This window comes from Pseudoalteromonas obscura (genome assembly GCF_030135505.1).
In the GTDB taxonomy this organism is placed as follows: Bacteria; Pseudomonadota; Gammaproteobacteria; order Enterobacterales; family Alteromonadaceae; genus Pseudoalteromonas; species Pseudoalteromonas obscura.
This window is the reverse complement of sequence record NZ_JASJUT010000004.1, coordinates 211,081-236,034: the sequence shown is the minus strand read 5'-3', so window position 1 is coordinate 236,034 and position 24,954 is coordinate 211,081. Positions and strand designations below refer to the sequence as shown.

Below are 24,954 nucleotides of genomic sequence, written 5' to 3'. Positions count from 1 at the left end.
TCGTTTAGCTGAGTCCTGCAAATAAAGTCAATGCAGCGACTAAAAACAAGTAAAATAAAACATTGCGCTTTACCAAGCGCATCATACATGCAGCCTCATATGTGCAACCAAAATATTGTTGCTCTATCTGCTCGGCAGCAAGTGCTGTTTCTGCGACAACTTTGCGATTACAAGCTTGAAAGTCCAATAAGTATTTAAGCCAGCTGCCAGTGCCTTTTGAAAAGTTGCCGATAATCAAGTAACCAAAGCCCGCAAGCCTTGCTGGTAGCCAATTTAGAAAGTGAAATAGTGTACTAAACCGCTGAGTATGCGCAGACATAACTTCAATACAATTTTGCTCGCTTATTGACGGCTCGCCATTCACTTTATCTTTTAGTATCTCAACAACTGCACGTGTTGTGGCGTATAACACAGCCCCTGGCGCGCCAAGCAATACAAACCAAAACATCACCGCACAATAATGTGTGAAATTTATCCACGCCAATGTTTGGCCGAAGGTCTCCCCTCCTGGTTCATGTTCGGTTTTCGTTTGGCCCATTTGCAAAGCGTACAAAGTGGCAGCTTCCTTATCATCTCTTGCTAGAGCATTGAGGTATCCCTTGTAAGATTTACGGTATTTCGCACATCCAAAACAAATCAGCAAAATACAAACATTAAGCGCGATTTGCCACAGCACAAATTCAAACAAACTATATAAAAATGCAATCAGCAACGCTGGAATAGTAAGCCATAACATGACGCCTAAACTGGACTTATACAACCAGCTAACTGCACTTTGTTGATAACTCCATTGCTGATAATGAGACAAATAGTAGTCGATTTGCCAGTGTGTTGACCTAGCGCCTAAACGCTCAATGATCAGTGCCAATAATATCGAAATTAATATCATGATTTTTACTCAAATATTTCTAATTCACGTTGTAGTAGATCCAAATAGTACGACCAATCAAATGCCTCTCCAGGATCTGTCTTGCGTACTGGCGCAATATCACAATGACCAACAATCTGCTCAGTGGTAATTTTCGGGTAGCGCACTATGATTGCGCGGCTTACAGCCACAAGTGCTTCATATTGCGCAGGTGTATATGCGTCATTATCCGTTCCCTCTAATTCAATGCCGATGCTGAAATCGTTACATTTTTCACGTCCACGATAGCTCGATACACCCGCATGCCATGCTCGCTTTGAAAAAGGCACATATTGGATCACTTCACCATCTCGACGAATAAAACAGTGAGCTGACACTCTTACCCCTTGCAAAGATGCAAAGCTTTCATGCGCATGACAATCAATGGTTCCCATAAAAAGGTCATCGACATAACTCGTGCCAAATTGGCCCGCAGGCAAAGAAATATTATGAATGACGAGCAACTCGATATCGCACTCATTAGGTCGTTCATCATGATGGGGTGAAGGTCTGTGTTTGGCAAACTTCAGCCATTGATCTTGATTTTCCATAAAAAATTAGCTTTCAATTGTCACCTCACTACCTTAACAAGAATTACTTCTCAGCACTATTGCAAATTTATTTTAAGAAAGCATACATCCTTTTATGAAAGAAAATTGTTTCATTGCACTAATCACAGTAGAATTTACAGTATAAAAAACAATGATGATTCACCTATGCAACCTGAACTTATTTCACAACTTGTAAAACTTGCACTCGATGAAGACCTTAACCATCAATCCGCTGCACAAGGTGATATCACCGCAGCCCTGATCCCGGAGCAACAGCAGGCGAACGCGTATGTTATTACACGTGAAGACTGTGTATTTTGTGGCAAAGATTTAATCTTAGAGGTCTTTAGACAAGTAGACCCTAGTGTTGAAGTGACAGTATTAGCCAACGATGGAGACAAGCTCAGCGCCAACGCACGAATTTTTACTGCTAAGGGTTCGGCACGAGCGATCCTAACCGCAGAAAGAACCGCTCTGAATTTTGTTCAAACACTTTCCGGTACAGCAACAACAACTGCACACTATGTTCAAGCACTGGATGGCAGTAACACGCAATTACTAGACACACGAAAAACCATTCCTGGCTTGAGAGCACTGCAAAAGTATGCGGTGACTTGTGGTGGTGGTAAAAACCACCGCATTGGCTTATTTGACGCATTCCTGATTAAGGAAAACCACATTGCTGCGTGCGGCGGGATCGACAAAGCGGTTAAACAAGCAAAAAGTACTCACCCAGACAAGCCTGTCGAAGTGGAAGTTGAGAATTTAGATGAGCTAGAACAAGCGTTGCTTGCGGGCAGTGACATCATCATGCTGGACAATTTTACCGTTGAAGACATTCAAAACGCCGTTAGACTAACCTCAGGTAGAGCTAAGCTCGAAGTCTCGGGTAATATGACATTAGACATTCTGGCACAGTATGCACAAGCGGGCGTCGATTACATTTCAAGTGGTGCGTTAACTAAACACGTACGCAGCATAGATTTATCAATGCGATTTGAATAATGTAGTTTGCCGTGTAATAAAAATGTAACTAAATATTCATTTATTTCGTTGACATTTATTTACAAAGCATATTTAATAAAAAAGAATTAAATTAATGATTTAGATTAATTCTTTACGGTTAAACGTGTTACATACTGCAGTTGGCTATTAGTGTAAATTTAAACATTAATAGACAGCGCCATTACGATAATTTAATAAATCCTGGTGTAAGTATCAACTGCCACCGGGTCTAACATCCCTTAGGAGACACATCATGACGCAACAACGACAGGGTGGTTTTACCCTTATCGAATTAATGATTGTGATTGCAATCATCGGTATTTTGGCAGCAGTAGCACTTCCTGCTTACACTGACTATGTTAACCGCGCTAGAACATCTGAAATGTTCTCATTGGCAAGTATGCCTAAGGCGTGTATTGAAGAAAAAGCGCAGCTTGGTTCTAAAGCAACTGGCTGTATCACAGGCTTCGTAGCGACCGATTATGTATCAGCAATGACAGCAAGTGATGAAGGCTTGATCACTGTAACAGGTGCTGGCGCGCTAAATGGCATGGTTATGACGTTGACTCCTCTGAATGATCAAGGTGCAGCTATTACTTTAGGTGCTTCAGCTGCTGGTGTTAATATCGTTAAGTGGAAATGTGAAATGACAGTTGGTACGGGACAAGACAACTGGATCCCAAGCACTTGTACTAAGAAAACAACTTAATAGATTAAGTTAATTAACACCGACTAACTTAAAAAGGAACTGGCAATGCCAGTTCCTTTTATGTGAAAAGACTCTATGGCTCTCACCTCTAAAGACAGTTCAAATAAAGTAGACACTTTTGTGTGGGTTGGCGTCAGTGCACGAGGGAAAAAACTCGAAGGTGAAATGACTGGCACCAGTGTTGCGTTAGTAAAAGCTCAATTGCGAAAGCAAGGTATCACCCCTTCGAAAGTCAAGCGTAAACCAAAGCCTCTATTTGGTTTTAAAAGCGTCCAAAAAATCACCGCAAAAGACATTTCAATTGTCACCAGACAAATAGCAACCATGCTCACCGCTGGTGTGTCACTTGTCCAATCACTCGACATGATTGCCTCTGGTGCAAAAAATAAAAGTGTCAGCAAACTCATAGGCGCTATTGCAGATGAAGTTAAAGCAGGGCAACCTTTAGCTAAAAGTCTACGCGCGCACCCTCGCTATTTCGATGACTTATATTGCGACCTAATTGAGTCCGGCGAACAGTCTGGCGCACTAGATAGAATTTTTGACCGAGTCGCTTTGTATAAAGAAAAAGCCGAAGCACTCAAATCGAAAATTAAAAAAGCCATGTTCTACCCCATTGCGGTCATTACAGTTGCACTCATTGTGACGTCAATATTACTTATTTTTGTCGTCCCGCAATTTGAAGATATCTTTGCAGGCTTTGGCGCTGAATTACCAGCATTTACCAAACTAGTGATCGCTATTTCTGAGTTTATGCAAGAGTTTTGGTGGATAATACTGCTCTCCATCGGAGGCGGATTGTACACATATAAAGAAATGCTGATCCGCAATCAAAATGTTAAACATGCAAATGATCGGCTTATTTTAAGACTGCCGGTAATTGGTGAAATACTCAGAAAAGCAGCCGTTGCCAGATATGCCCGAACACTTTCAACCACCTTTGCAGCAGGTGTACCGTTAGTGGATGCCCTTGATTCTGCAGCTGGTGCCGCGGGTAATGTAATTTACAAAAATGCGATATTAGATATCAAAGGCGAAGTAAGCTCAGGTAACCAAATGAACTGGGCCATGCGCAATTCAAAAATATTCCCTGATATGGTCGTCCAAATGGTCGCGATTGGTGAAGAATCTGGCGCTTTAGATAGTATGCTTGGCAAAGTCGCGAGTATCTACGAGCAAGAAGTTGACGATGCTGTAGATGGCCTATCGACCTTGTTAGAGCCTCTGATCATGGCTATTTTGGGCGTTTTGGTTGGCGGCTTAATCGTGGCTATGTATCTGCCTATATTCCAACTCGGTTCCGTGATTTAACGGACGATAAATTCAACAATAATAAGAGCACCCTATGCAAGATGTTTGGCATTTAATGCAGCAACAACCTTGGTTTTTTATGTTATCGGTTGGCTTAATCAGCGCCTGTATCGGCAGCTTTTTAAATGTCGTCATTTACCGTCTTCCTGTAATGATGGAAAACGAATGGAAATCAGAGTGTAAAGTTATTCTCGGCCAACAGAGCCCTGACACTGCCACAACTAACACAAGTAAATTCAACCTGATAACACCACGCTCCACGTGCCCTAGCTGCAAAACACAAATCAAAGCACACCACAATATTCCAGTCTTGAGTTGGCTTATGCTCAAAGGGCGTTGTGCATACTGTGACAGCAAAATCTCTGTCAGATACCCTAGTATAGAAATGCTCACTGCAATGAGTTCTTTATGGGTGGCCTGGCATTTTGGCGCGACTTCAATCGCCTTGCTTTATATTCTAATAACTTGGGGGCTAGTTGCGCTCATTTTTATCGATATAGATAAAATGCTGCTTCCAGATCAAATCACCCAGCCCATGTTATGGTTGGCACTTTTATCCTCGGCAGCAGGATATACCATCCCCACCGTTGAAGCCTTGTGGGGTGCAGCCATCGGATACTTGATCCTATGGAGTATTTACTGGTTGTTTAAGTTACTGACTGGGAAAGAAGGTATGGGCTATGGCGATTTCAAGCTATTAGCTATTTTTGGCGCGCTACTAGGCTGGCAAGCGCTTATCACCATAATATTATTGTCGAGTGTCGTTGGCGCTGTGATCGGCAGTGCTCAGCTAAGCATACAAGGTAAAGACAAAGCGACACCTATTCCATTTGGTCCATATTTAGCCATCGCGGGTTGGTTATGTTTGTTTTATGGTGATGCGCTGAAAAATTGGTATTTGAATTTATTAGGGGTGTAACATGTCATCTTGGATACTGGGTCTGACTGGTGGCATCGGTGCGGGAAAATCAGCAGCAACAAACTACTTTCAAAGCCTCAACATAGATATTGTAGATGCCGATATCGTTGCCCGAGAAGTCGTAATGCCCGGTACACAAGGGCTAAACAGCATTGTCGCTCATTTTGGAGACGATATTTTATCAGCGGACGGGACGCTTGATAGAACGAAACTACGAAGTATTATTTTTGATAATAAAGAACACAAAGCTTGGCTCAATGCCCTATTGCATCCAATAATAAGAGCGCAAATCTTGACGCAGCTCGCGCAAGCAACAAGCCCCTACTGTATTCTCTGTGCCCCGCTTCTGTTCGAAAATGGTTTAGAGCGTTACTGTCAAAAAACTCTCTTGATAGACGTGCCACTAGACGTGCAAATTGCCCGCACATGCAATCGGGACAACGTACCTCAAGAGCAAGTTAAAAATATCATCGCCGCGCAGATGAGCCGAGAAGATAAGTGCCAAAAAGCAGACTATATTGTCGATAATAATCGGCCTTTAGTAGATGTGCATGCAGAATTGGACCACTTGCACAAAAAATTTTTAGATGCGAGCAAGGCCATTTAAACGCTTTATTTCTTGAATTTTATATGATTCTTTAGAATGATTAGATATAGACTAGCTTAGCTAAGGCTGAGCAGGTTTACTGTTTATTTGCTACATTAATGTAAGCTGTTGAAGTATTAAAGGACATTATGGAACATCACTCTCCATTACTGAGAAAATTCATTACCTTAGGTAGGGTTACGCCAGATCAAATTAAGGCGAAGCAAACTGATGCGACCACTACTGCTGAGCTCATTTGCTTATGTAGCGGTATGTCTGGTCAAGAGTTAGCGGAACAATGTCTCGACTTATTTCGTGTACCTTATTTTGATCTCAATGGCTTTGATGTCGCCAATGTGCCCAAAGATCTGATCAAAGAAAAGTTAATTCGTCAGCATTATCTGCTGCCACTGGTGAAAAAAGATCGCAAGTTATTTATCGCAACATCTGATCCCACTGATTATGGCGCATTCGAAAATTTCGAGTTTAGCACCGGCCTTCAATGCGAAATCGTAGTCGTCGATCACAAACTGCTTGAACAGAAGATTGACCAGCTCTTTGACTCAAGTTCAGGACTCTCTCTCAGTGAGGATGAGTTTAAAGAGTTTGCGAGCTTAGATGTTGAAGATGAACCTCAAACTCAGCAGCAAGATGAGGAAAAAGATGATGCCCCTATCATCGTATACATCAATAAAATATTGATGGACGCGATAAAAAAAGGCGCCTCTGATTTACACTTTGAACCGTATGAAAAGAAATACCGAGTGCGTTTTCGTATTGATGGTATTTTGCATGAAATGGCCAGCCCACCTAACACATTGGCAAGCCGCCTCTCGGCACGTATTAAAGTTATGTCGCACCTCGATATTGCCGAGAAGCGAAAACCACAAGATGGTCGCATTAAGCTTAAAATCTCTGAACGTAAAAGTATCGATTTTCGTGTGAGCACCCTCCCAACTATGTGGGGAGAGAAGATAGTAATGCGTATACTCGATTCATCTGCCGCCAAATTGGGCATCGATGTATTGGGTTATGAACCGGAACAAAAAGATCTGTACTTAAATGCACTAGAGCAGCCACAAGGGATGATATTAGTCACGGGCCCAACAGGCTCTGGTAAAACCGTGTCGCTTTATACTGGTCTTAATATTTTAAATAAGCCAGAGAGAAACATCAGTACAGCAGAAGATCCGGTAGAAATTAACCTTGAAGGGATCAACCAAGTACAGATAAACACGAAAGCCGATATGACTTTTGCCAATGCACTAAAAGCATTTTTAAGACAAGATCCGGATGTTGTCATGGTTGGTGAGATCCGTGATTTAGAAACCGCAGAAATTTCAATAAAAGCGGCACAAACAGGCCACTTGGTAATGAGTACATTGCATACCAATTCAGCCCCTGAAACACTTACCCGACTACTCAATATGGGCGTGCCTGCATACAATGTTGCCAGCTCAGTTAGCTTGATCATTGCACAACGGTTAGCGAGAAGGTTGTGCCCTAAGTGCAAAGAGCCAGAACAACTACCAGAGGAAGAGCTGCGTCGACAAGGTTTCAACGACACACAGATAAAAGAGCTTACTTTATTTTCTCCAAAAGGCTGCGACCACTGCACTGACGGCTACAAAGGTCGAGTTGGGGTTTATGAAGTCGTCAAAATAACCCCTGAAATGTCACATAAGATAATGGCTGGTGCCAACTCTCTAGAAATTGCCGAATTAGCTGATCAGCTTGGATTTGATAATTTACGAAAGTCAGGCCTCAAAAAAGCCGCATCCGGTGTCACCTCTTTAGCTGAAATCAATCGCGTCACAAACTACTAATCGAGTTTCTTTGCGATGCTGGTATAGTTTACTTCAAAGCAGTAAACTATACCGCTCCACTACAATATGAGTAATTACTATGCCAACAGCTGTCCAATGCCCAACCTGTCAAAAAGAGGTGATCTGGTCGGCACAAAGCCCACACCGTCCATTTTGTTCAAAGCGTTGTCAGCTTATAGATTTAGGTGAGTGGTCAGAAGAAAACAATAAAATCTCGAGCCCAGTGCAAAGCACAGATCTCGCTCAACCAGACCCGCAAGCACTCATTGAAGACATTGAAGCCATGCTGGCTAAAAATGACGATGATTTCTTCAAATAACTTATGGTTCGCTCAGTAATTGATATAAGTTTTTAATTTGATCATGCGCTTGCCAATCTTGGCAATACAAATAGTAATCTACACTTGGCAGGTGCTCCTTAATAGCAATAAAATCTACCTGTGATTGGTATTTGTTCATCATTGATTGCGGTACAATCGCAAAGCCTAGACCAGCGGCAACTAAAGATAGTGTGGTCGATTTGGTTTTAACTTCTTGTACTACATTCATTGTTGCATTAGCTTGATGAAAAACCTCCTCTATTGCTTCATACAGTTTAGGTTGCAATGCCTTTGGATAGTGAATAAACGGCTTGCCAGACAATGCCTTTATTGATGAACTCGAACGCTCCAAATGCCACTGTTTCGGACAAGCAAAAACATATCGTTCACTGCAAAGGTAATGAATATTTTCTGCGGGTAAATCGGGAGCAAAGAGACGAATAATTGCGCCGTGCAATTGCCCTGACTGGCACCGCGTCACCAATTCTGCACTGCTCCCTTCCTCCAAAACTAAATCAAGTTTTGGCGAACACTCAGACAAAACCGCCATCTTCTTCGCCATTAATGCTTCAAATGCCAATCCAATACAACCCAACTTGATAGGCTGTTGGACGCCATTTTGAAAACTTTTTACGCACTCCCCCAAATCATTATGCGCAGCTAGAACCCGCTGGGCTTTACTCACAAATAATGCACCAAAAGCCGTTAAACTGACTGAGCGTGTGGAGCGTTCAAATAGTGGCGTACCTAAATACTGCTCTATTTGGCGGATTTGCTGACTCAATGGCGGCTGAGACATATGGAGTTTCTGTGCCGCTCTGCTAAAGCTCAGTTCCTGCGCAACTGTCACTACATAATTTAGCTTTTTAATATCCATCCAATTTATATTCATTACATATAAATCAATCTATTTTTATATTTGTTATTAATTTAGGCACATTGTAAGTTAACTGCAAGCTTTATCAGCAGGAGTCATCATCATGAAAAATATAATCTTTTTATTGCTTGTTTTAGCAAGTAGCCAACTGCACGCACAAATCGTCAAACAGCCTTTTCACTCGAAAGCACTTGAAAACAGTTTGATTGGTACTCAAAGTACTCGAGATATCCATATCTACCTACCTGAAGGTTATCAGCAAAGCAACAAAAGGTACCCGGTATTATATTTGTTGGGCGCTTATAGCTGGCCAATAAAATACAGCCAACACATTGAAACCATGCTCGATAACCATAAAAAAAATGGTCGAAATATGGAAATGATCATTGTTATGTTGGAAGGTAATACACCACTAAGAGGCAGCTTTTATGTCAACTCTGCGGTTCATGGTAATTTTAGCGACTACGTGATCAAGGAGGTACTGCCTTGGATAGACAGCAAGTATCGTACGAAAGCTTCGGCAAAACACCGGGGGATTGCGGGCTTTTCGATGGGTGGAACTGGCGCTTTAAGGTTCGCAGCTAAAAACCCACATCTATTTGGTCATGTTTATGCGCTAAGCCCAGGCATGTTCGATGAGAAAGGCATGGCGAAATCATATTTAACCTCTAAAGACGCCATTAAACGCTATCAAGCGTTTAAGAAAGAATTGGCAACAGCTAAAGACCCTCAAGCGGTTATGAAAGCAGAGTTTGCTTCATTTCAAGGTCGTGAAATTTGGAACAATGGCCAAGCAAATAGTTATAGCGCCTACCTCATGGCCTATGCAGGTGCTTTTGCAGGCAATGCAGAACAACCTTTTGGCGTGCACTATAGTATCGATCCTGCACAGAAACCTCTATGGTACAGAGGGTTTGGCGAGCTTATTGACCTGTACTCGACGCCATCAGTGGTAGCGCAACTTAGTTCGGTGCGTATAGATGTAGGCGACAAAGATGACTATATTTGGATTTCAGAGGGCGTACTTGCTCTTAAGCAAAAAGCACAAGCCAATAAAGTGCCCATTACATTTGATGTATTCTCTGGCGGCCACAGCGACCAAGCACTAGCACGCTTAGAACATCATATGCTACCGTTTTTTAATGAACGTCTGTAGTTTCAATAAAGGGCCACATCACAGGCCCCTTTTCTCCAATTCAAAATTCGCAAACATTATCAATCCACCTTGCGCTACTTTAGCCTTGTCGTCACAATCAACTAGGCGTACTACTAGACAAACCCGAATTGAGTAGCGAAATGATGAAACATAAGCTGAGCAAACAAAATTACTATGAAGGCCGACTGCTGCGCGTCATTGATCACCTATACGAGCATGCACAGTCCGAATTAGACGTGAACACCTTGGCTGATATTGCCTGTATGTCAGCGTACCATTTTCATCGTATTTATCGTGAATATGCCGGGGAGACAATTAATGTCACAGTAAGAAGAATGCGCATGTTGAAAGCGGCGACTTATTTGATCCGCAGTGACTTAAGCCAGCAGCAAATAGCTAAAAAGGTCTGCTATGGCAGCGTTGAAGCATTTAACCGAGCTTTCACGAAACATTATGGAGAAACACCGAATCAGTATCGCCAACAACGTGCTGAATCAGCCTCTTCTGTCACTGCGCTTTATCCTAAGTCAACCAAGGAGTACCACACCATGTATCCAGTAGAGCAACAATCGATTTCCACCATCGAATTAATTGGCCTCAACCACCACGGCGACTATATGCAAATTGGTCAGGCATTTGAAAAATTATCATTGATGGCTGGTAAATCTGCGCTGATTGATGACACCACTCGTTTTTTTGGAATTTACTTTGATGATCCAGAATCTGTGCCTCAAGATAAACTCAAGTCTATGGCCTGCATTACCATTGATAAAAGTAAATTGCCGCCGCAGCACGACTTTGAGTTGTTAACTATCCCAGCAGGGGACACCGTAAGCATTTTATTTAAAGGCGATTATGCTGAACTTGAAAAGCCATACAACTGGCTGTACGGTCAGTGGCTACCACAAAGTCAATTCGAGCTTGCTGACTTTCCTCCCTTTGAAGAGTATCTAAATGATCTTAAGAATACAGCGCCTAAAGACTTACTAACTCGTATCAACTTTTTAGTTAAATAGTTAGTACACACACACTTAATTAGCCACTATATATAGTGGCTAATTAAAAACCATTACTTAACTTTATAGGCACGGACACCAGTATTTTTGCGCCGCAATCTGCTCAAGTTAAACACTAAAATCTAGCGTCACGTAGTGACAAAAGGCACATGCCTGTGCCAAGACTATTCAGTCCTCGTTCTCCAACTTGTCAAATTGATATTAAGCCTTTGCGCTGATAGGCAAGAAGTAAGATAATCACACTATATTCATGATAAGTGACTTAAACTTATTTAAAATCAGTATTATTAGGGGAAAATAATGAACACATGGAGCGTGAGAACGTACTGTGCATTTTTATCGATATTGTTGCTCTCAGTTGGCTGGCACAATTTTGCAAATGCAAACAATACAAAACAGCAAACACCCCAAGTGGCCATTGTCGGTTCCGGACCACTCGTACCCAAAGGGGTAGACCAAGCTATTCCAATTAGCTATAAAAATACCACCGAAGTGGACATTGAAATCCTACGATTGACCAGTCCTCATGACTTTTTGCAGCGCCATTATTTAAACGGTTCAATCTATCCAAGCTCACTTGACAGGTTAAGTTACAGCTACGAAAGCGTTTTTGCAGACAGGTATACACTGCCAAACAAAGTCTCAGATGCCGTTCATTCAGCAAAACTACCTATTCCGGCTCACCTTGCATCTGGTTGGTACATAGTCACACTTAAAGCGGCTGGGCAATTTGATGAGCTGCAAGTCAAGCACATGCTGCTGACTGAGTTAGGGATCCAAGCAAGAATACAAAAAAATGCTGCAACCTTTACCATTAGCCGATTGCAAAACGGGGCTAGTGTAGCCAATGCGAAAGTCAGTATCTATCGCAATCATGAACTAGTACGTCAAGGACATACAAACACACAAGGTAACATTGATTTTTTTGTGGCATTAGAACAAAGCGACATCGTTATTGCTGAACTAGAGCAAGCAGGCCATCCCCCGCAAATAGCATTGCTTCCAATTAGGGAAACGCCGCTCGACCTCTCAGCATATCAATTAGGAGGTCGTTTATATCAAGATATTGAAGCGTTTATCTACAGTAATAGAGACTTAGTCAGGCCAGGCGATACCCTCCCTCTTAATATATTACTGCGTGATTTTGATGGACATACTATAGATACCGATGCTCTCACCCTGTCGGTAAAAAATCCGCGTCAGGAAGAGGTTGTCAAAGAGACATTACACTCATATGCAGGCGGCTATTTTAGTAAATCACTAAAAACCGCCAAAGATTGGCCTACTGGGCGCTATACCGTGGGTGTAAAGCTAGACCCTAGTGCGGAGCAAACAATCGCAGAATTTAATTTTCAACTCGAGGAATTTGTACCTGAGCGCATGGACTTGAAGGCCGAACCTGCGGCTAACTTTGTCATTTCGGGTGAAGAAAATAGCGTCGACCTCTCAGGTAAATACTTATTTGGCAGTCCTGCTGCTGGCAATACTTTCACCACACATATCCTCCACCAGCCAGTAAGACACTTCTTAGGCCCCTATAAAGACTTCATTGTCGGCCAAGATTTTTACTTGTACAACAATTTTAAATACCTGAAGGACAAACAGCTATCTGAGCAAGGTGCTGCACAAGTAAAAGTTGCAACACCAGATGCAAGCAAGATAAAAAGCCCCGTTAAAACACAAGTGTATTTTGCACTACAAGAGTCAGGTGGCGCCGCCGTGCAGCGCTCAGTCTATTTCACAAGTTGGAAGAACAATACGATCCCCGGCTTAAAGCCACTCACTAAAACGATTGAATACAACTCCGATGCTGCTTTCGAAGTGGCTCTTTTGTCTGCTGACGGACAAACGCTGTCCAGTGGCAGTGTAAAACTTGAGCTCTATTATGATCAGGGTCGATACTACTGGATGTATGAAGACGGCATAGGCTGGCAACAAAAAAAACAAGATCGATGGCGTAAAGATCATCAAAGTGTCATTGATTTAACCGCCGATACAATGCGTATAGAGTTGCCCGTAAGCTGGGGGAATTATCGTCTAGAAGCCACAGATCTAAGTAGTGGAGCAAAAACACACTATGAATTTTATGCAGGCTGGTACCGTGGCTATGGCCAACCAGCGGTTAAACCTGAACATTTACAGCTTTCTCTAGATAAACACGCCTACAGAGCAGGAGAGCAGGCGCAGGTAACTTTGACCTCCCCCATAAATGGTCAGCTGTTGGTTACTCTTGAATCCGATCGTGTCCTTTGGTCCAAAAAAGTACCAGTAAAAAAAGGACAATCGCATATCAACATTCCTATCGAGAAAAATCTCGCTCGCCACGATTTATATATCACAGCCAGTGTATTTGGACAGCAACAAGGTGCACCGAAACGCTATTTAGGTGTCATGCCAATTTCACTGGATAGAAGCAAGAGAAAAATCCAATTATCAGCCACTCTCCCTGAGCAAATTGAACCACTACAAACGATTCAAATTCCTATAAAAGCAACAGGGGTGATGGCTGATCAAGAAACCTGGGTGACTGTATCTATGGTCGACAAAGGGATAGTGAACCTCAGTCGCTTTAAACCCAAAAGCCCATTTGACTACTTTTTCGCTCAACGACGTTACAGTGGAGATATTGTAGACCTGTATTCTCGTCAATATGATCCGCGTCCAAACCCATTTGCACAATCACGATTTGGTAGTGACAGTGTCGACAATAATACTAACCGCAATGATGACTTAGTCGAAAGCAAAACCATCCAATTGATGTCTCAACCTGTGCAGCTACATGCCGGTAAAGCATCGGTAGAACTTACATTACCGGACTACAATGGTGAAGCACAGATCATTGTCACCGCATTCAACGAACATCAAGTTGGTCAACTGATACAAGACCAGATTATCCGTATGCCCCTTGTTGCAGAACTCAGTGTACCGCGCTTTTTGATCCCTGGAGATACCTCTTCCGTCACACTAGATATTCATAATTTAAGTGGTCAAAGCCAAGCGTTAACAGTCAAATTGAGTGCCGATAACACTGTTGAACTGACAGATCAGGCTGAACACACAGTTGCACTCAATGATGGTCAACATTGGAGTGTGAGTACGTCAGTGAATACATTAGATAACAACACGTCTGGCATTACGACGTTTACGCTTAAAGTCACGGGCGAAAACCTCGACCTTGAACGCAGCTGGCGAGTACCCATCAACTACATTGAACCTTGGGCAACCAATACAGTAAACAGCCAGCTCGACCCTAAGCAATCCATAACAGTTGATAATACACAATGGCGTGGGCTTAAAGTTATCGCAGGGAAAGAAGGTAAGCTTCTGATCAGCCATTCTCCAATCCTAAACATTGCCCAATTTGCGTCGGGGCTGCACGCGTACCCCTATGGTTGCGCCGAGCAGACCACAAGTAAAGCTTGGCCATTTACACTACAACACCCACAGTTGGACAAGTTCCAACACTCAGCTTTACGCCAAGATGCTCAACTCGAGACCAATAAAGAATACCTAAGCATGGCGGTGGGCCGATTAAAGACTATGCAAAAAACCACTGGGGGATTTGCCACTTGGGGAAGTTACGGCAAAGAGTCTCCTTGGCTCACCGTCTATGTAACTGACTTTCTTACCCAAGTACATCAGCAATACCCTGAACTGGTACCCTCAGATATGTTGCAAGAAGCGCAGTATCGCGTGCTGCGCTATGCCAGAGGTGACTTTGTCGACGAGCTCACATTTAGCCCAGAAGCCGCTATCGCCGCTACGACCTATGCCGCTTATTTTTCAAGTCGTTTAGGTAAGCTCAGCTACAGTGATCTAGAGGCCTTAGACATCACCACTTATCCGACCCAGTTAAGCTTGATCCAATTTGTTGCTGCACTGGCTAATACCGGAGCCATTGCACAAGCATCAAAACTGCTCAACCAGTTTGATAGTCAAACTAGGGTCGAAGACTACATCTACGATTATGGCAGTAATATCCGCGATATAGCGCTGGTTGTTAACACCTTAAACGATATAAAAAAACTACGAGGCCTAAATTCTAAAGCACAAAAAATTGCCAATAGGCTCGTCGAGCAGCTACCAGAACTGGCGGCAAATAAAACCTGGTTGAGCACACAAGAACGTGCCGCCTTATTGCGAAGCGCTGTATCCGCAAGTAGCCAAAATCAAGCGCCTCTAAACGTGACTATCAATGGTCAATCAATCACTCACCACGGCGTATTGGAACACCCACTCACGCCAGACTTGCATTTGAAAAACAACACTGATTCACCACTTTATATTCAACAGCTACATACTGGCTATGTCGAATTTGATAGCTCCATCGCAAACAAAATCAATCCATTTAACACAGTTAAAATGAAACATTTTGTGAGGCGCTGGTTTAATTTAAATGGTGAACCTCTAAATTATAAAGCACCTATCAAGGTCGGTGAACGCATACTGGTCATCCTAGATGTCGAGACCAAAGAGCGGATCCATGACGCCATGATTGTCGATCAAATCCCAGCGGGGTTCGTACTCGAAAATCCAGCTCTTTTACAAGATTTAGACATTCAAAACCTGCTTCCTAAAGGCGTTATTTTAAGCGATGTAGAGCACCAAGAATACCGCAGCGATAGATATGTTGCAGTGACAGATCTTAAGCCCAGATCATATTCTCGCTTTAATGATGCAACCCCAAGACAGCAATTTGCTTATTTATTGCGTGCGGAGGTACCGGGAGTCTATGCAAATCCAGCAAGCTTTATGGAGTCTATGTATCGACCTCAAAAACATGTGTTGTACACACAGTTTCCTTCTACAATCACAATCGAACGGTAACTAAAAAGCTCCTGATGGGGCTTTACGCCTGCCAATTAGAATTAGATGATTTTGAAAAAAGCTTTGTTCACAGTCGCAGCCACAATCCTTGCTATTATCATGGCAGCGATTGTCTGGCATACCCATAACCCACTGCCAGCTATTTACCCCCATGGGCCCTCGACACTTGTCACCGCTAGTAACGAACGGACTTTGCGCTCTTTTGGTGATCAGCTGGGTGTACATCGCTACCAAGTCGCGCCAAAGGACGTAGATCAATTCTATTTAAGTGCGCTTCTTCACTACGAAGACCAATGGTTTTACTATCACTATGGCGTTAATCCTTTTTCATTGCTGCGCGCCGCAGGACAGTGGTTACGTTATGGACGAGTCATATCAGGTGGCTCTACACTCACTATGCAAGTCGCACGTTTAATTGATCCCCACTCTAGAACCATTGGCGGAAAGCTTCATCAAATTGCAAGAGCAATCCAATTGGAGTGGCACTATAGTAAAAAAGAGATCCTCACTTTTTATCTCAATTTGGCGCCGTTTGGCGGCAACATTGAAGGTGTCGCCGCAGCATCTATTAAATACTTTGATAAATTACCAGTATTACTCAATAAAAATGAAGCCGCATTGTTGGTTGTGTTGCCACAAAAACCCTCTCTATATCGACCAGACAGATATCTAGAACGCGCAAAAACCATGCGCAATAAAGTGCTCGCACGTTTGCAGCAAGGACGGCTGTTAAGTACTGAGCAGTACCAACTATTACGGGAAGAACCCATTAAGCTGCACAACAACCCGCAGCCCACATTGGCACCATTACTAAGTCGCTATTTAAAACAACGTTACTTCAATGCACACAAACTCAATACCACGATAGATTATTCACTGCAAAAACGTTTGGCTGCGCTGCTGCGTAACACTAGCAACCATTTGCCACACAAAGCTTCCGCAGCAGTCGTTGTCTTACATAATCCCAGTGCAGAGATCCGCGCCTACCAAGGCTCTATCGACTTCCAAAATGCCAGTCGATTTGCACACGTTGATATGGTGCGAGCCACACGCTCACCAGGCTCGACACTAAAACCATTTATTTACGGCCAAGCGCTTGATATGGGCCTTATTCATAGTAAAAGCCTATTGAGTGATATTCCCGCAAACTTCAACGGTTACAAGCCGCAAAATTTAAATGGCCATTTTAACGGCCCGATCAGTGCCGAGCGCGCTTTGCAAAAATCATTGAATGTACCTGCAATTCAGCTATTAAACCGTATTACACCGGCTCGATTTGAGCAAAACCTTTCCCGTGCTGGTATTGAATTCAGTCATAAAAAAGCCAATCTGTCTGTGGGCCTAGGAGGGACAGGTACCCAACTACTTACTTTGGCAAAACTATATCGAGCACTGGCCAGCAACGGTTATGTCGCCCCGCTCAAGATACTCAGCCATGATTTCAATCTCAAACCGCCAACACCTATCCTCTCTGCGCAAAGTAGCTGGATCACCTTCCAAATGCTCAGCGCCCAAAGTGCCCCAGACCGGGTGGTCCCATCAGTGCGCAGAAAAATTGCATGGAAAACAGGCACAAGTTATGGATATCGCGATTTCTGGTCGGTGGGCGTCAGCCCTGATTACACTGTTGCAGTCTGGGTCGGCCGTCCAGATGCAAGTCCTATGCTTGGCTACCTCGGAGCAACACAAGCTACACCTTTGATGTTTGATGCCTTTGATTTGTTGCCACCTGATAGTCGTAAACTCATTCGACCTAAGCAAGTGACCAATACCATCATATGTTGGCCAAGTGGTTTAGCGCGAGTTCAAGTGCCGAAAGAAAGCTGTGATTCACAACACCAAGCTTGGACAATAAACCAAACTACGCCACCAAGTATGGATATTGATGGTGACTTTACGACAGTCTCATCTTGGCCAGAAAAACTCTCTCATTGGCTTAACACCAAACAACGCCCTAGCCAATCTAGCCCAAGCGCTGCCAACGCGTCTGTAGATACCGGCATCGCAATCACCTCATTGCGCAGTGGACAACATTACTATCGCTCTCAATTGGACGTTTTGCCGTTAAGATCTTCACGGCAAGTTGATGTCAACTGGTTTATCAATCATGCTCCGCAAAAAAAGCCGGAGCTGAAGCTAGATCAATACTTGGGCAAAACCATTATATCAGCATGCTTTCGTTCGCAATGCGATAAACACGTCATCTATATACATCCTTAAACCGTCTCCCCTTTTAAACTTACCCAAAGTAACAACAAAACCATCGCCTATGGTTTAGAAAAGTAGAGGGAGTCTGCTACACTCAACCACATGACTGTAGTCTTTATGTCATTAAACGTGACAGATTAAACTGACAGAGTAAGAAAGGTGAGCTAAACCGTGTCAAAAGATCCTTGGAATGTACTAGAACTAACTCCAACTTCAGATAAGCAACAAATTGAAGCGGCGTATCAACAAAAGCTAGAAAACTTAAAAACGTCCCCAGAAGAAACCCGAGCCGAACAAGAAACGCAGCTCAATGCTGCCTATCAGTCGGTGATCAGCGGACTGACCGAGCCATTCACGCCTTCACAGCAGAGCTTATCTAACCCGTTATTTAGCGAGTTTAATGAAGAGTTAATGGAGTTACTGGGCAATGCACATAGGCATACTCAAGTTTCTGCATGGCAGTTACTTATAGATCACCCAGCATGCCAGGAGGTAGAGCTCAGGCAAGACTTAGCCGCTCTGATATTTGATAGGGTGCTAGCACACCAAAAATCCTGCCAAAATGATAAAGAAATGGTCACCAGCGAAGTGCTGATCTTTCTCACCACACAATTGGAGTGGACCACACGTGAAGATCTAAAAGCACGCTATGGTGATAACTTTTATTATCGCATGACGCAACAAGAGGTCCCACAACCTGAAATCATCCCAGAGCCAATTGCTGATACTGGTAACTTAGCCAACATATTCATCGGCCTAACCATTATTTGCGCCATAGGCTTAATCATGATCTCTGTGTAAATAGGATTGGACAGAAGAGGCCAGTGCAACAATGGCCTTTTCTCATCATATCAGCAACCCTCTTCACGCTAACTTCAAGCGTTTTGCGTTTTATCTAAACCCCCCCACTTGTTAAACAGTTATTTAGTAATAATACAGGTACAACATCTTACAATCGTGCTTAATTAAGCGCTTCAATTGCAATATACTACTGGACAAATACGACACGCCCACACATGGACATTTACCCTGAACATGTATGACAAGCGAACATCAACCTAACTATCCAAGCCTGAAATATAGGCCTGCTACCGAGGAATAAATATGACCATTACGCGCAAACATACAAACCAACGAATGAGCCGTATCGTCGTACATAACGATACCATCTACTTATGTGGACAAGTTTGTAAAGATGCGACACAAGGTATTAAAGAGCAAACGCAAACCATGCTCGACAAAGTAGACGCCCTACTTGAAGAAGCAGGCAGTGACCGAAAACACATTTTAAGTGCAACCGTTTATATCAGTGACATGCAGTATTTCGCGCAAATGAATGAAGTATGGGATGCTTGGGTACCTGAAGGCCACGCGCCTGCCAGAGCTTGCGTTGAAGCGGCGATGGCCAGACCTGAACTGCTCGTTGAAGTCTCTGTGGTTGCTGCTGTGAAAAAAGACTGATCAATCGCATTTGCCGACCAAGGTCGGCAAATGTCCTTTAAATGACCACATCAGATTGCATTAATAGCTCTTGTAACACCGTTTCAACCCGTGACATCGCAAAATTAAACGCCTCTCTGGTTGCAGGCCCACCCAAAGTAAACCGTATTCCATTGTCCTCACATGTCTCTGATGGAGATGAGAATACATCTAAAGCTCGAACTTCAACTTGGTGGGATTTAAACTGAGCAGCTACATAGTGCATGTTCAAATTCACGGGTAATTGCCAGCAAACATTCAAGCCCTGAAATTCAGCTGAAAACGAAAACTGAGCTAGCACATTTTTCAACGCAGCTTGACGATAACGAATTTCGTCCTCCAGCTTTGTTTGTACATATTGGTATTCTTTACTTTGTAGCGCACGCATCAACAGCTCAAAGTTCGTCATCGAAACCGACCAGCATTGCGCATGAACCGCATTGATCACCTGTTGTTGCCACAATATAGGTGCAAGCAAGTAACCTGCGCGCAAGCCGCCACTAAAATACTTGGAGAAACTGGCTAGATAAAACACCCGGTCAGGCGCTTGCTGCCAAAGAGGTAATCGCCAGTTTTCAGGTAAGCAATAATTCACATCATCTTCTAGGATGAAAAAATGGTATTTTCGGCTCAAAGCCAACAACGCTTGCAACCTCGCTTCGCTATAGCGCACATTGGTTGGGTTTTGACAATTTGGTGTAATGTAAATCGCCTTTACCGATTGAGTTTGACAAACTGATTCAAGCACCGCTAAATCAATGCCTTCGCTGTTAACAGGAATACCTTTGGTATGTACCTTTAAACTCTTACATGCTTTGAAAAATCCGGGATACGTTAAAGCTTCATGTAAAACAACATCACCAGGTTCACAAAGCGTTGATAAACAACTATAAATCCCTTGCTGTGCGCCTTGAGTAAAAATCACTTCATGTTTTTCGCATGCAAATCCGCGCTGTATTAACCATTCACGGAAAAAACTTTGATGGCGAGGTAAACCATTCAGCTTGTAAGTTAACAGCTCCGATAGATCAGTATGGCTGTGCGCTAGCGACTGCATGGCTCGTGCAATAATGCTTTCTTGTCCCATCAGTGGCTGCACACTTGATGCTAGGTCACTTATTTGCATTTGATGATGTAGGCTATTGTTTTTAGTTACATAAGTACCAGCACCTAGTTTTGCCTGAACATAACCTCGTTGCTCCAGTAGCTCATAGGCACGCGTCACTGTGCCATGTGTTATCTGCAACGTATCTGCCAATGCCCTTTGTGCAGGTAAACGCTGCTCAAAAGCCAGCTGCTTATTATCTATTGCTTGCTCTATAAGCTCAGCAAGTGCCATATATTTAGGTTGAGTACTTGCTAATTGTGAAAACTGTTCACAATTAGCCTGCCAAATTGTATCCATAACAATAAATAAATTGATGCCTATTTGTACTTATGACAATAATTAAAAACAGAACAAATAGCAACAATTGTATTGATACAATATAAGGAGTTCACTTTGCAATCAGTGGAAATTTTTACCTTACTGCCAGCTTTGATGCTATTCAGCTTTGCGGCATCGATTACACCAGGGCCTAACAACATCTTATTGACTCACTCAGGGTCTCAATTTGGTATTAAAAAAACCATGCCGCATCTCATAGGTATTCGCGCCGGAATGACCGTTATTCATATCATCATGTTAATGGGGCTGGGTCATCTGGTGTTAGCAAACCCACAATTACATTTAACCTTTAAATTTTTGGCAAGTGGGTACATTATCTACCTAGCATATAAGATTGCATTTAAACACGCGAAAAACAGCCTCCAACCTCAGCAGGCAAAGCCATTATCATTTATGCAAGCTGCGTTATTTCAGCTTATTAATCCAAAAACCATGGCTACCCTGCTATCACTAACCACTGCACTTACTTTGCCCGGAGACTTTTATTGGCACTCAGCAATACTTGGCGTGCTGGTATTCAACATTGTTGCGCTGGGCAGTGGGCTAAGCTGGACCTACTTTGGCAAGGTGATCAGCACAAAACTGCAAAACCAAGCTCACATGCAAAAGTTCAATTATCTGATGGCCAGCCTATTGCTCGCTTGCCTTCCGCTAATACACCTCAATTAGATACAGGAGTTCACCCCATGCACATAGTGAATCAGCTTACTCAATCTCAGTTCAATGAGGTACACACATTTTTGTCGCAGCGCAGCTATTGGAGTAAAGGGATCTCAAAAGAGAAGTTACAGACTGCCATTGAGAATTCATTGTGCTTTGCTTTAGTGCAAAATAATCAACTTATTGCCTTTGCACGAGTTGTCACGGATCAGTCGACATTTGCCAATCTGTTAGATGTGTTTGTATTAGAGCCATTTCGCGGTGTTGGTCATGCTAAACAACTCCTAGATGCCGTGGTCACACATCCAAAGTTGCAGGGACTTAGACGATTTTCGCTGGCCACACATGATGCCCATACCTTGTACCAACAATTTGGCTTTGACAGTGTTAAAGCGCCTCAATACTTAATGGAACGTCTTGCTCAATCTTCTTTTACCCGCCAGCACTCATAGCCACAAGGAGACTCTGTTTTTCATAATGAGTAGGTGCCATTCATCGCCTTCCGACCCGATATGGCACCGTTTCTTATGGGCTATTTACCCGTATGAGTTTGCGGTTTACATGGAAAATAACACCCAGTGATCACTGCTCCGCCCGCTACTTTGTCGGTTAGGTGCTGAGTAACCACTTTGTTCGAGAGGTTAGCCAATTTCTTTGTTTTAAGATTTAGTTTCATCATTATCTCCTTATTTAATATAACTTATGTACCAGCTCTGTCTGGCATGCATAAAGTATCCTTTTTTCACCCAATATCAAGGAATTATTTACCCCAACATTACCTTTTAAATAGAATATATGATTAGTAATGAAACAGAAAAATGCACAATCCTAAATAATGATAAAAATTAAAATTGGCTCAACGCTTGAACATACTTGCGGTACGGAGCACACTAGGTCTACCCTCCCAATTATTACTACTTTAGTCTTAGCAATAATCCTGATTTTATATTACTTGATTTAAATCAAAACCATACACACCCATTCGACCAAGCACTGCGTGAGCCCATCTCATAACGCTTGTTTATCCAACGAATCACTTTTAATGTAAAGCAAATTAAAAACGGTAGACTCTCTTTATGAAACCAATAACAACGCTCGCCTTAACTGGTGCCTTATTTGGCTTTGCAGCCACTGAAAGTGTCGCCAGCTCAACCCTTAAGTCCGATGACATCTTTGCGCTTGAGTATGCAGCAAGCACACAGATAAGCCCTGATGGCAAGAAAATAGTTTACGAAAGAAGCAGTTACGACATTATGCGTGACAAACCCAAACGTACATTATGGTTATATGACATTGCTGAAAAAGCACATTACCCACTATTTGCTGATCAGTTTAATTACAGTCAACCACGCTGGTCTCCCGACAGTAAAAAAATCGCATTTACCAGTAACAGCAGTGGCTCTCGTCAATTACATGTTTATTGGTTAGCGCAAGATAAACAAGCCGTTTTAACACAACTCCCCAAAGCTATCGGTGATATTACATGGTCACCAGATGGTCAACAGATTGCATTCACGATGAATGTAGCACAAGGCAAATCCAAGTTCGCAAAATCAGTCAAACTACCGAGCAAGCCCAAAGGCGCTGAGTGGTCTGAGCCAGTTAAAATCTTCGAAAAAGCACGCTATCAAGCCGATGGCCGAGGCTATTTAGAACCTGCATTTAGGCATGTTTTTGTATTACCTGCTAATGGTGGTACGCCAAGACAGCTAACTAAAGGGGATTTTCAACACCGGGGCCCTCTCGCTTGGAGCCCTAATAATCAAAGTATCGTATTCTCATCAGATCAACACCCTGATTGGGAATACCGCACAACTGAATCGGATCTATTCAAAGTCAGTGTCACAGATCAGTCGCTGACACAGCTAACAGATTTACCCGGTTCAGAGTACAACCCGACATTTTCCAAAAAAGGCGACAAGCTAGCCTTTATTAGTCGTGGCAATGCCCCGGTACCCTATATCAATAACCAGCTAACGTTGTTGTCAATAAAGAACAAAAAGCTGACGTCACTGACAGATGATCTAGACCGCTCAGTAGCTGACTACCAATGGGCAGGCAAAGGCGACTTTGTGATCCAATATGATGACACTGGCAAGCGAGTACTGGCAAAGGTGTCTACCCGTGGCAAAGTATCCCCATTAATTGACGATGTCTCAGGCACGACCCTAGGCCGTCCTTATGTCAGCGGTAACTTTACGATGGCCAATAATGGCACGATTGCTTATACGCAAGGCAACAGCCAGTCTCCGGCTGATGTGGGTTATTGGCGCAAGGGGAAAACGGCAACACTGACGCAGCTAAACGCAGATTTGTTGGCCCACAGAACTCTAGGAGAAGTTCACGAACTCAATTACAAGTCAGAGTTTGACGGTGAACAGATCCAAGGTTGGTACATTACACCACCGAATTTCGACAAATCAAAAAAGTACCCGCTTTTGGTCGAGATCCACGGTGGTCCACATCTCGCTTATGGCCCGCATTTTAGTGCTGAATTGCAGCGTTATGCAGCACAAGGTTACGTTGTTGTTTACGTTAACTACCGCGGCTCAACCAGCTATGGCGAGCGATTTGCATTGTTACTCGATGGCAAATATAGCTCAAAAGAAGATTTTGCCGACCACAACTCTGCAGTGGACGCATTGATCGCCAAAGGTTTTATCGATGAGAAAAACCTTTTCATTGCTGGTGGATCAGCAGGCGGTATTGCAACGGCTTATGCGATTGGTTTGACAGACAGATTTAACGCAGCGGCTATCACCAAACCTGTGATTAACTGGATCAGTAAAGTGCTCACAGCAGATAGTTACCTTGGCCAAATTCGCAATCAGTTCCCAGGCCTCCCTTGGGAAAACTTGGCTCATTACTGGCAGCGCTCGCCACTCTCATTGGTTGGCAATGTCACCACGCCTTCTTTAATCATGACGGGTGAGCTGGATAGACGTACGCCAATGTCGGAGTCAGAGCAGTTTTATCAAGCATTAAAATTACGTAAAGTTGATACAGTGCTAGTACGTGTACCTGGTGCACCGCACGGTATTGCTGGCCGACCTTCTCGTATGATCTCTAAAATTGAACATACCATTGCATGGTTTGAGATGTACAAAAAGTAGCGTATTAACCTAACGATATGTTGCTGGGAATATACTCA

21 protein-coding genes are annotated in these 24,954 nt (G+C 43.1%); 16 read left to right on the top strand and 5 right to left on the bottom strand.

Translation table 11 applies throughout. The features are described from left to right. Nucleotides 1-4: 4 nt before the first annotated feature. Nucleotides 5-889: a beta-lactamase regulator AmpE gene (gene ampE / locus QNM18_RS12410; protein WP_284137405.1), complete on the bottom strand. Its 885-nt coding sequence runs from the start codon at nucleotides 887-889 to the stop codon at nucleotides 5-7. Between the two features lie 5 nt (nucleotides 890-894). Further along, a complete protein-coding gene (ampD, locus tag QNM18_RS12405) occupies nucleotides 895-1,458 on the bottom strand; it encodes a 1,6-anhydro-N-acetylmuramyl-L-alanine amidase AmpD (protein WP_211011243.1) in 564 nt (187 codons plus the stop codon). A 165-nt stretch (nucleotides 1,459-1,623) separates the two neighbouring features. On the opposite strand from ampD, the gene nadC reads away from it, so the two are divergent. From nadC to yacG, 7 genes are all read left to right on the top strand, one after another. Continuing rightward, nucleotides 1,624-2,463: a carboxylating nicotinate-nucleotide diphosphorylase gene (nadC, locus tag QNM18_RS12400; RefSeq protein ID WP_211011245.1), complete on the top strand. Its 840-nt coding sequence runs from the start codon at nucleotides 1,624-1,626 to the stop codon at nucleotides 2,461-2,463. Between the two features lie 253 nt (nucleotides 2,464-2,716). Continuing rightward, on the top strand, nucleotides 2,717-3,172 hold the full coding sequence (locus QNM18_RS12395; RefSeq protein ID WP_211011246.1) for a pilin: 456 nt from the start codon (nucleotides 2,717-2,719) through the stop codon (nucleotides 3,170-3,172). A 75-nt stretch (nucleotides 3,173-3,247) separates the two neighbouring features. After that, nucleotides 3,248-4,483, top strand: coding sequence for a type II secretion system F family protein (locus QNM18_RS12390; protein ID WP_284137404.1), 1,236 nt, complete (start codon nucleotides 3,248-3,250; stop codon nucleotides 4,481-4,483). A 34-nt stretch (nucleotides 4,484-4,517) separates the two neighbouring features. Continuing rightward, on the top strand, nucleotides 4,518-5,402 hold the full coding sequence (locus QNM18_RS12385; protein WP_211011250.1) for a prepilin peptidase: 885 nt from the start codon (nucleotides 4,518-4,520) through the stop codon (nucleotides 5,400-5,402). A gap of 1 nt (nucleotide 5,403) precedes the next feature. Beyond that, nucleotides 5,404-6,009 (top strand): dephospho-CoA kinase, encoded by a 606-nt coding sequence (coaE, locus tag QNM18_RS12380; protein WP_284137403.1) that lies wholly within the window; start codon nucleotides 5,404-5,406, stop codon nucleotides 6,007-6,009. A 128-nt stretch (nucleotides 6,010-6,137) separates the two neighbouring features. Then, nucleotides 6,138-7,814, top strand: a complete 1,677-nt coding sequence (pilB, locus tag QNM18_RS12375) for a type IV-A pilus assembly ATPase PilB (RefSeq protein ID WP_211011252.1) — start codon at nucleotides 6,138-6,140, stop codon at nucleotides 7,812-7,814. 79 nt (nucleotides 7,815-7,893) lie between these two features. Further along, a complete protein-coding gene (gene yacG / locus QNM18_RS12370; RefSeq protein ID WP_023399712.1) occupies nucleotides 7,894-8,133 on the top strand; it encodes a DNA gyrase inhibitor YacG in 240 nt (79 codons plus the stop codon). Between the two features lies 1 nt (nucleotide 8,134). Here yacG and QNM18_RS12365 read toward each other — a convergent pair whose 3' ends face one another. Then, the gene (locus tag QNM18_RS12365) at nucleotides 8,135-9,025 is read right to left on the bottom strand and encodes a LysR family transcriptional regulator (protein ID WP_211011253.1); all 891 of its coding nucleotides are present in this window, start codon (nucleotides 9,023-9,025) and stop codon (nucleotides 8,135-8,137) included. A gap of 88 nt (nucleotides 9,026-9,113) precedes the next feature. Here QNM18_RS12365 and QNM18_RS12360 point away from each other — a divergent pair, with 88 nt between their 5' ends. From QNM18_RS12360 to QNM18_RS12335, 6 genes are all read left to right on the top strand, one after another. Further along, nucleotides 9,114-10,166 carry an alpha/beta hydrolase-fold protein gene (locus tag QNM18_RS12360; RefSeq protein ID WP_284137402.1) on the top strand — a complete coding sequence of 351 codons (1,053 nt, stop codon included), beginning with the start codon at nucleotides 9,114-9,116 and terminating at the stop codon, nucleotides 10,164-10,166. A 140-nt stretch (nucleotides 10,167-10,306) separates the two neighbouring features. Next, nucleotides 10,307-11,182: an AraC family transcriptional regulator gene (locus QNM18_RS12355; RefSeq protein WP_284137401.1), complete on the top strand. Its 876-nt coding sequence runs from the start codon at nucleotides 10,307-10,309 to the stop codon at nucleotides 11,180-11,182. A 300-nt stretch (nucleotides 11,183-11,482) separates the two neighbouring features. Next, the gene (locus QNM18_RS12350) at nucleotides 11,483-16,009 is read left to right on the top strand and encodes an alpha-2-macroglobulin family protein (protein WP_284137400.1); all 4,527 of its coding nucleotides are present in this window, start codon (nucleotides 11,483-11,485) and stop codon (nucleotides 16,007-16,009) included. A gap of 45 nt (nucleotides 16,010-16,054) precedes the next feature. Beyond that, complete coding sequence (gene pbpC / locus QNM18_RS12345; RefSeq protein ID WP_284137399.1) at nucleotides 16,055-18,229, top strand: penicillin-binding protein 1C; 2,175 nt, start codon at nucleotides 16,055-16,057, stop codon at nucleotides 18,227-18,229. A gap of 159 nt (nucleotides 18,230-18,388) precedes the next feature. Further along, nucleotides 18,389-19,018, top strand: a complete 630-nt coding sequence (locus tag QNM18_RS12340) for a hypothetical protein (RefSeq protein WP_211011256.1) — start codon at nucleotides 18,389-18,391, stop codon at nucleotides 19,016-19,018. A 303-nt stretch (nucleotides 19,019-19,321) separates the two neighbouring features. Beyond that, nucleotides 19,322-19,678 (top strand): RidA family protein, encoded by a 357-nt coding sequence (locus tag QNM18_RS12335; RefSeq protein ID WP_211011257.1) that lies wholly within the window; start codon nucleotides 19,322-19,324, stop codon nucleotides 19,676-19,678. Nucleotides 19,679-19,715: 37 nt separating this feature from the next. On the opposite strand, the gene QNM18_RS12330 is transcribed toward QNM18_RS12335, so the two are convergent. Then, complete coding sequence (locus QNM18_RS12330; RefSeq protein WP_284137398.1) at nucleotides 19,716-21,101, bottom strand: aminotransferase-like domain-containing protein; 1,386 nt, start codon at nucleotides 21,099-21,101, stop codon at nucleotides 19,716-19,718. Between the two features lie 105 nt (nucleotides 21,102-21,206). On the opposite strand from QNM18_RS12330, the gene QNM18_RS12325 reads away from it, so the two are divergent. Continuing rightward, nucleotides 21,207-21,812 carry a LysE family translocator gene (locus QNM18_RS12325; protein WP_284137484.1) on the top strand — a complete coding sequence of 202 codons (606 nt, stop codon included), beginning with the start codon at nucleotides 21,207-21,209 and terminating at the stop codon, nucleotides 21,810-21,812. A gap of 17 nt (nucleotides 21,813-21,829) precedes the next feature. Then, nucleotides 21,830-22,255, top strand: a complete 426-nt coding sequence (locus QNM18_RS12320) for a GNAT family N-acetyltransferase (RefSeq protein WP_211011261.1) — start codon at nucleotides 21,830-21,832, stop codon at nucleotides 22,253-22,255. A gap of 80 nt (nucleotides 22,256-22,335) precedes the next feature. On the opposite strand, the gene QNM18_RS12315 is transcribed toward QNM18_RS12320, so the two are convergent. Beyond that, nucleotides 22,336-22,482 (bottom strand): hypothetical protein, encoded by a 147-nt coding sequence (locus tag QNM18_RS12315; RefSeq protein ID WP_155735414.1) that lies wholly within the window; start codon nucleotides 22,480-22,482, stop codon nucleotides 22,336-22,338. 397 nt (nucleotides 22,483-22,879) lie between these two features. Here QNM18_RS12315 and QNM18_RS12310 point away from each other — a divergent pair, with 397 nt between their 5' ends. Beyond that, nucleotides 22,880-24,916 (top strand): S9 family peptidase, encoded by a 2,037-nt coding sequence (locus QNM18_RS12310; protein ID WP_211011263.1) that lies wholly within the window; start codon nucleotides 22,880-22,882, stop codon nucleotides 24,914-24,916. Nucleotides 24,917-24,954: the final 38 nt, after the last annotated feature.

Bases quoted from the DNA above. Each gene is read 5' to 3' on its own strand.
- QNM18_RS12315 (WP_155735414.1), bottom strand. From the start codon at position 22,482: ATGATGAAACTAAATCTTAAAACAAAGAAATTGGCTAACCTCTCGAAC.
- coaE (WP_284137403.1), top strand. From the start codon at position 5,404: ATGTCATCTTGGATACTGGGTCTGACTGGTGGCATCGGTGCGGGAAAA.
- nadC (WP_211011245.1), top strand. From the start codon at position 1,624: ATGCAACCTGAACTTATTTCACAACTTGTAAAACTTGCACTCGATGAA.
- pilB (WP_211011252.1), top strand. From the start codon at position 6,138: ATGGAACATCACTCTCCATTACTGAGAAAATTCATTACCTTAGGTAGG.
- ampD (WP_211011243.1), bottom strand. From the start codon at position 1,458: ATGGAAAATCAAGATCAATGGCTGAAGTTTGCCAAACACAGACCTTCA.
- QNM18_RS12320 (WP_211011261.1), top strand. From the start codon at position 21,830: ATGCACATAGTGAATCAGCTTACTCAATCTCAGTTCAATGAGGTACAC.
- QNM18_RS12350 (WP_284137400.1), top strand. From the start codon at position 11,483: ATGAACACATGGAGCGTGAGAACGTACTGTGCATTTTTATCGATATTG.
- QNM18_RS12365 (WP_211011253.1), bottom strand. From the start codon at position 9,025: ATGAATATAAATTGGATGGATATTAAAAAGCTAAATTATGTAGTGACA.
- QNM18_RS12335 (WP_211011257.1), top strand. From the start codon at position 19,322: ATGACCATTACGCGCAAACATACAAACCAACGAATGAGCCGTATCGTC.
- QNM18_RS12355 (WP_284137401.1), top strand. From the start codon at position 10,307: ATGATGAAACATAAGCTGAGCAAACAAAATTACTATGAAGGCCGACTG.
- QNM18_RS12310 (WP_211011263.1), top strand. From the start codon at position 22,880: ATGAAACCAATAACAACGCTCGCCTTAACTGGTGCCTTATTTGGCTTT.
- pbpC (WP_284137399.1), top strand. From the start codon at position 16,055: ATGATTTTGAAAAAAGCTTTGTTCACAGTCGCAGCCACAATCCTTGCT.
- QNM18_RS12395 (WP_211011246.1), top strand. From the start codon at position 2,717: ATGACGCAACAACGACAGGGTGGTTTTACCCTTATCGAATTAATGATT.
- QNM18_RS12360 (WP_284137402.1), top strand. From the start codon at position 9,114: ATGAAAAATATAATCTTTTTATTGCTTGTTTTAGCAAGTAGCCAACTG.
- ampE (WP_284137405.1), bottom strand. From the start codon at position 889: ATGATATTAATTTCGATATTATTGGCACTGATCATTGAGCGTTTAGGC.
- QNM18_RS12330 (WP_284137398.1), bottom strand. From the start codon at position 21,101: ATGGATACAATTTGGCAGGCTAATTGTGAACAGTTTTCACAATTAGCA.
- yacG (WP_023399712.1), top strand. From the start codon at position 7,894: ATGCCAACAGCTGTCCAATGCCCAACCTGTCAAAAAGAGGTGATCTGG.
- QNM18_RS12390 (WP_284137404.1), top strand. From the start codon at position 3,248: ATGGCTCTCACCTCTAAAGACAGTTCAAATAAAGTAGACACTTTTGTG.
- QNM18_RS12385 (WP_211011250.1), top strand. From the start codon at position 4,518: ATGCAAGATGTTTGGCATTTAATGCAGCAACAACCTTGGTTTTTTATG.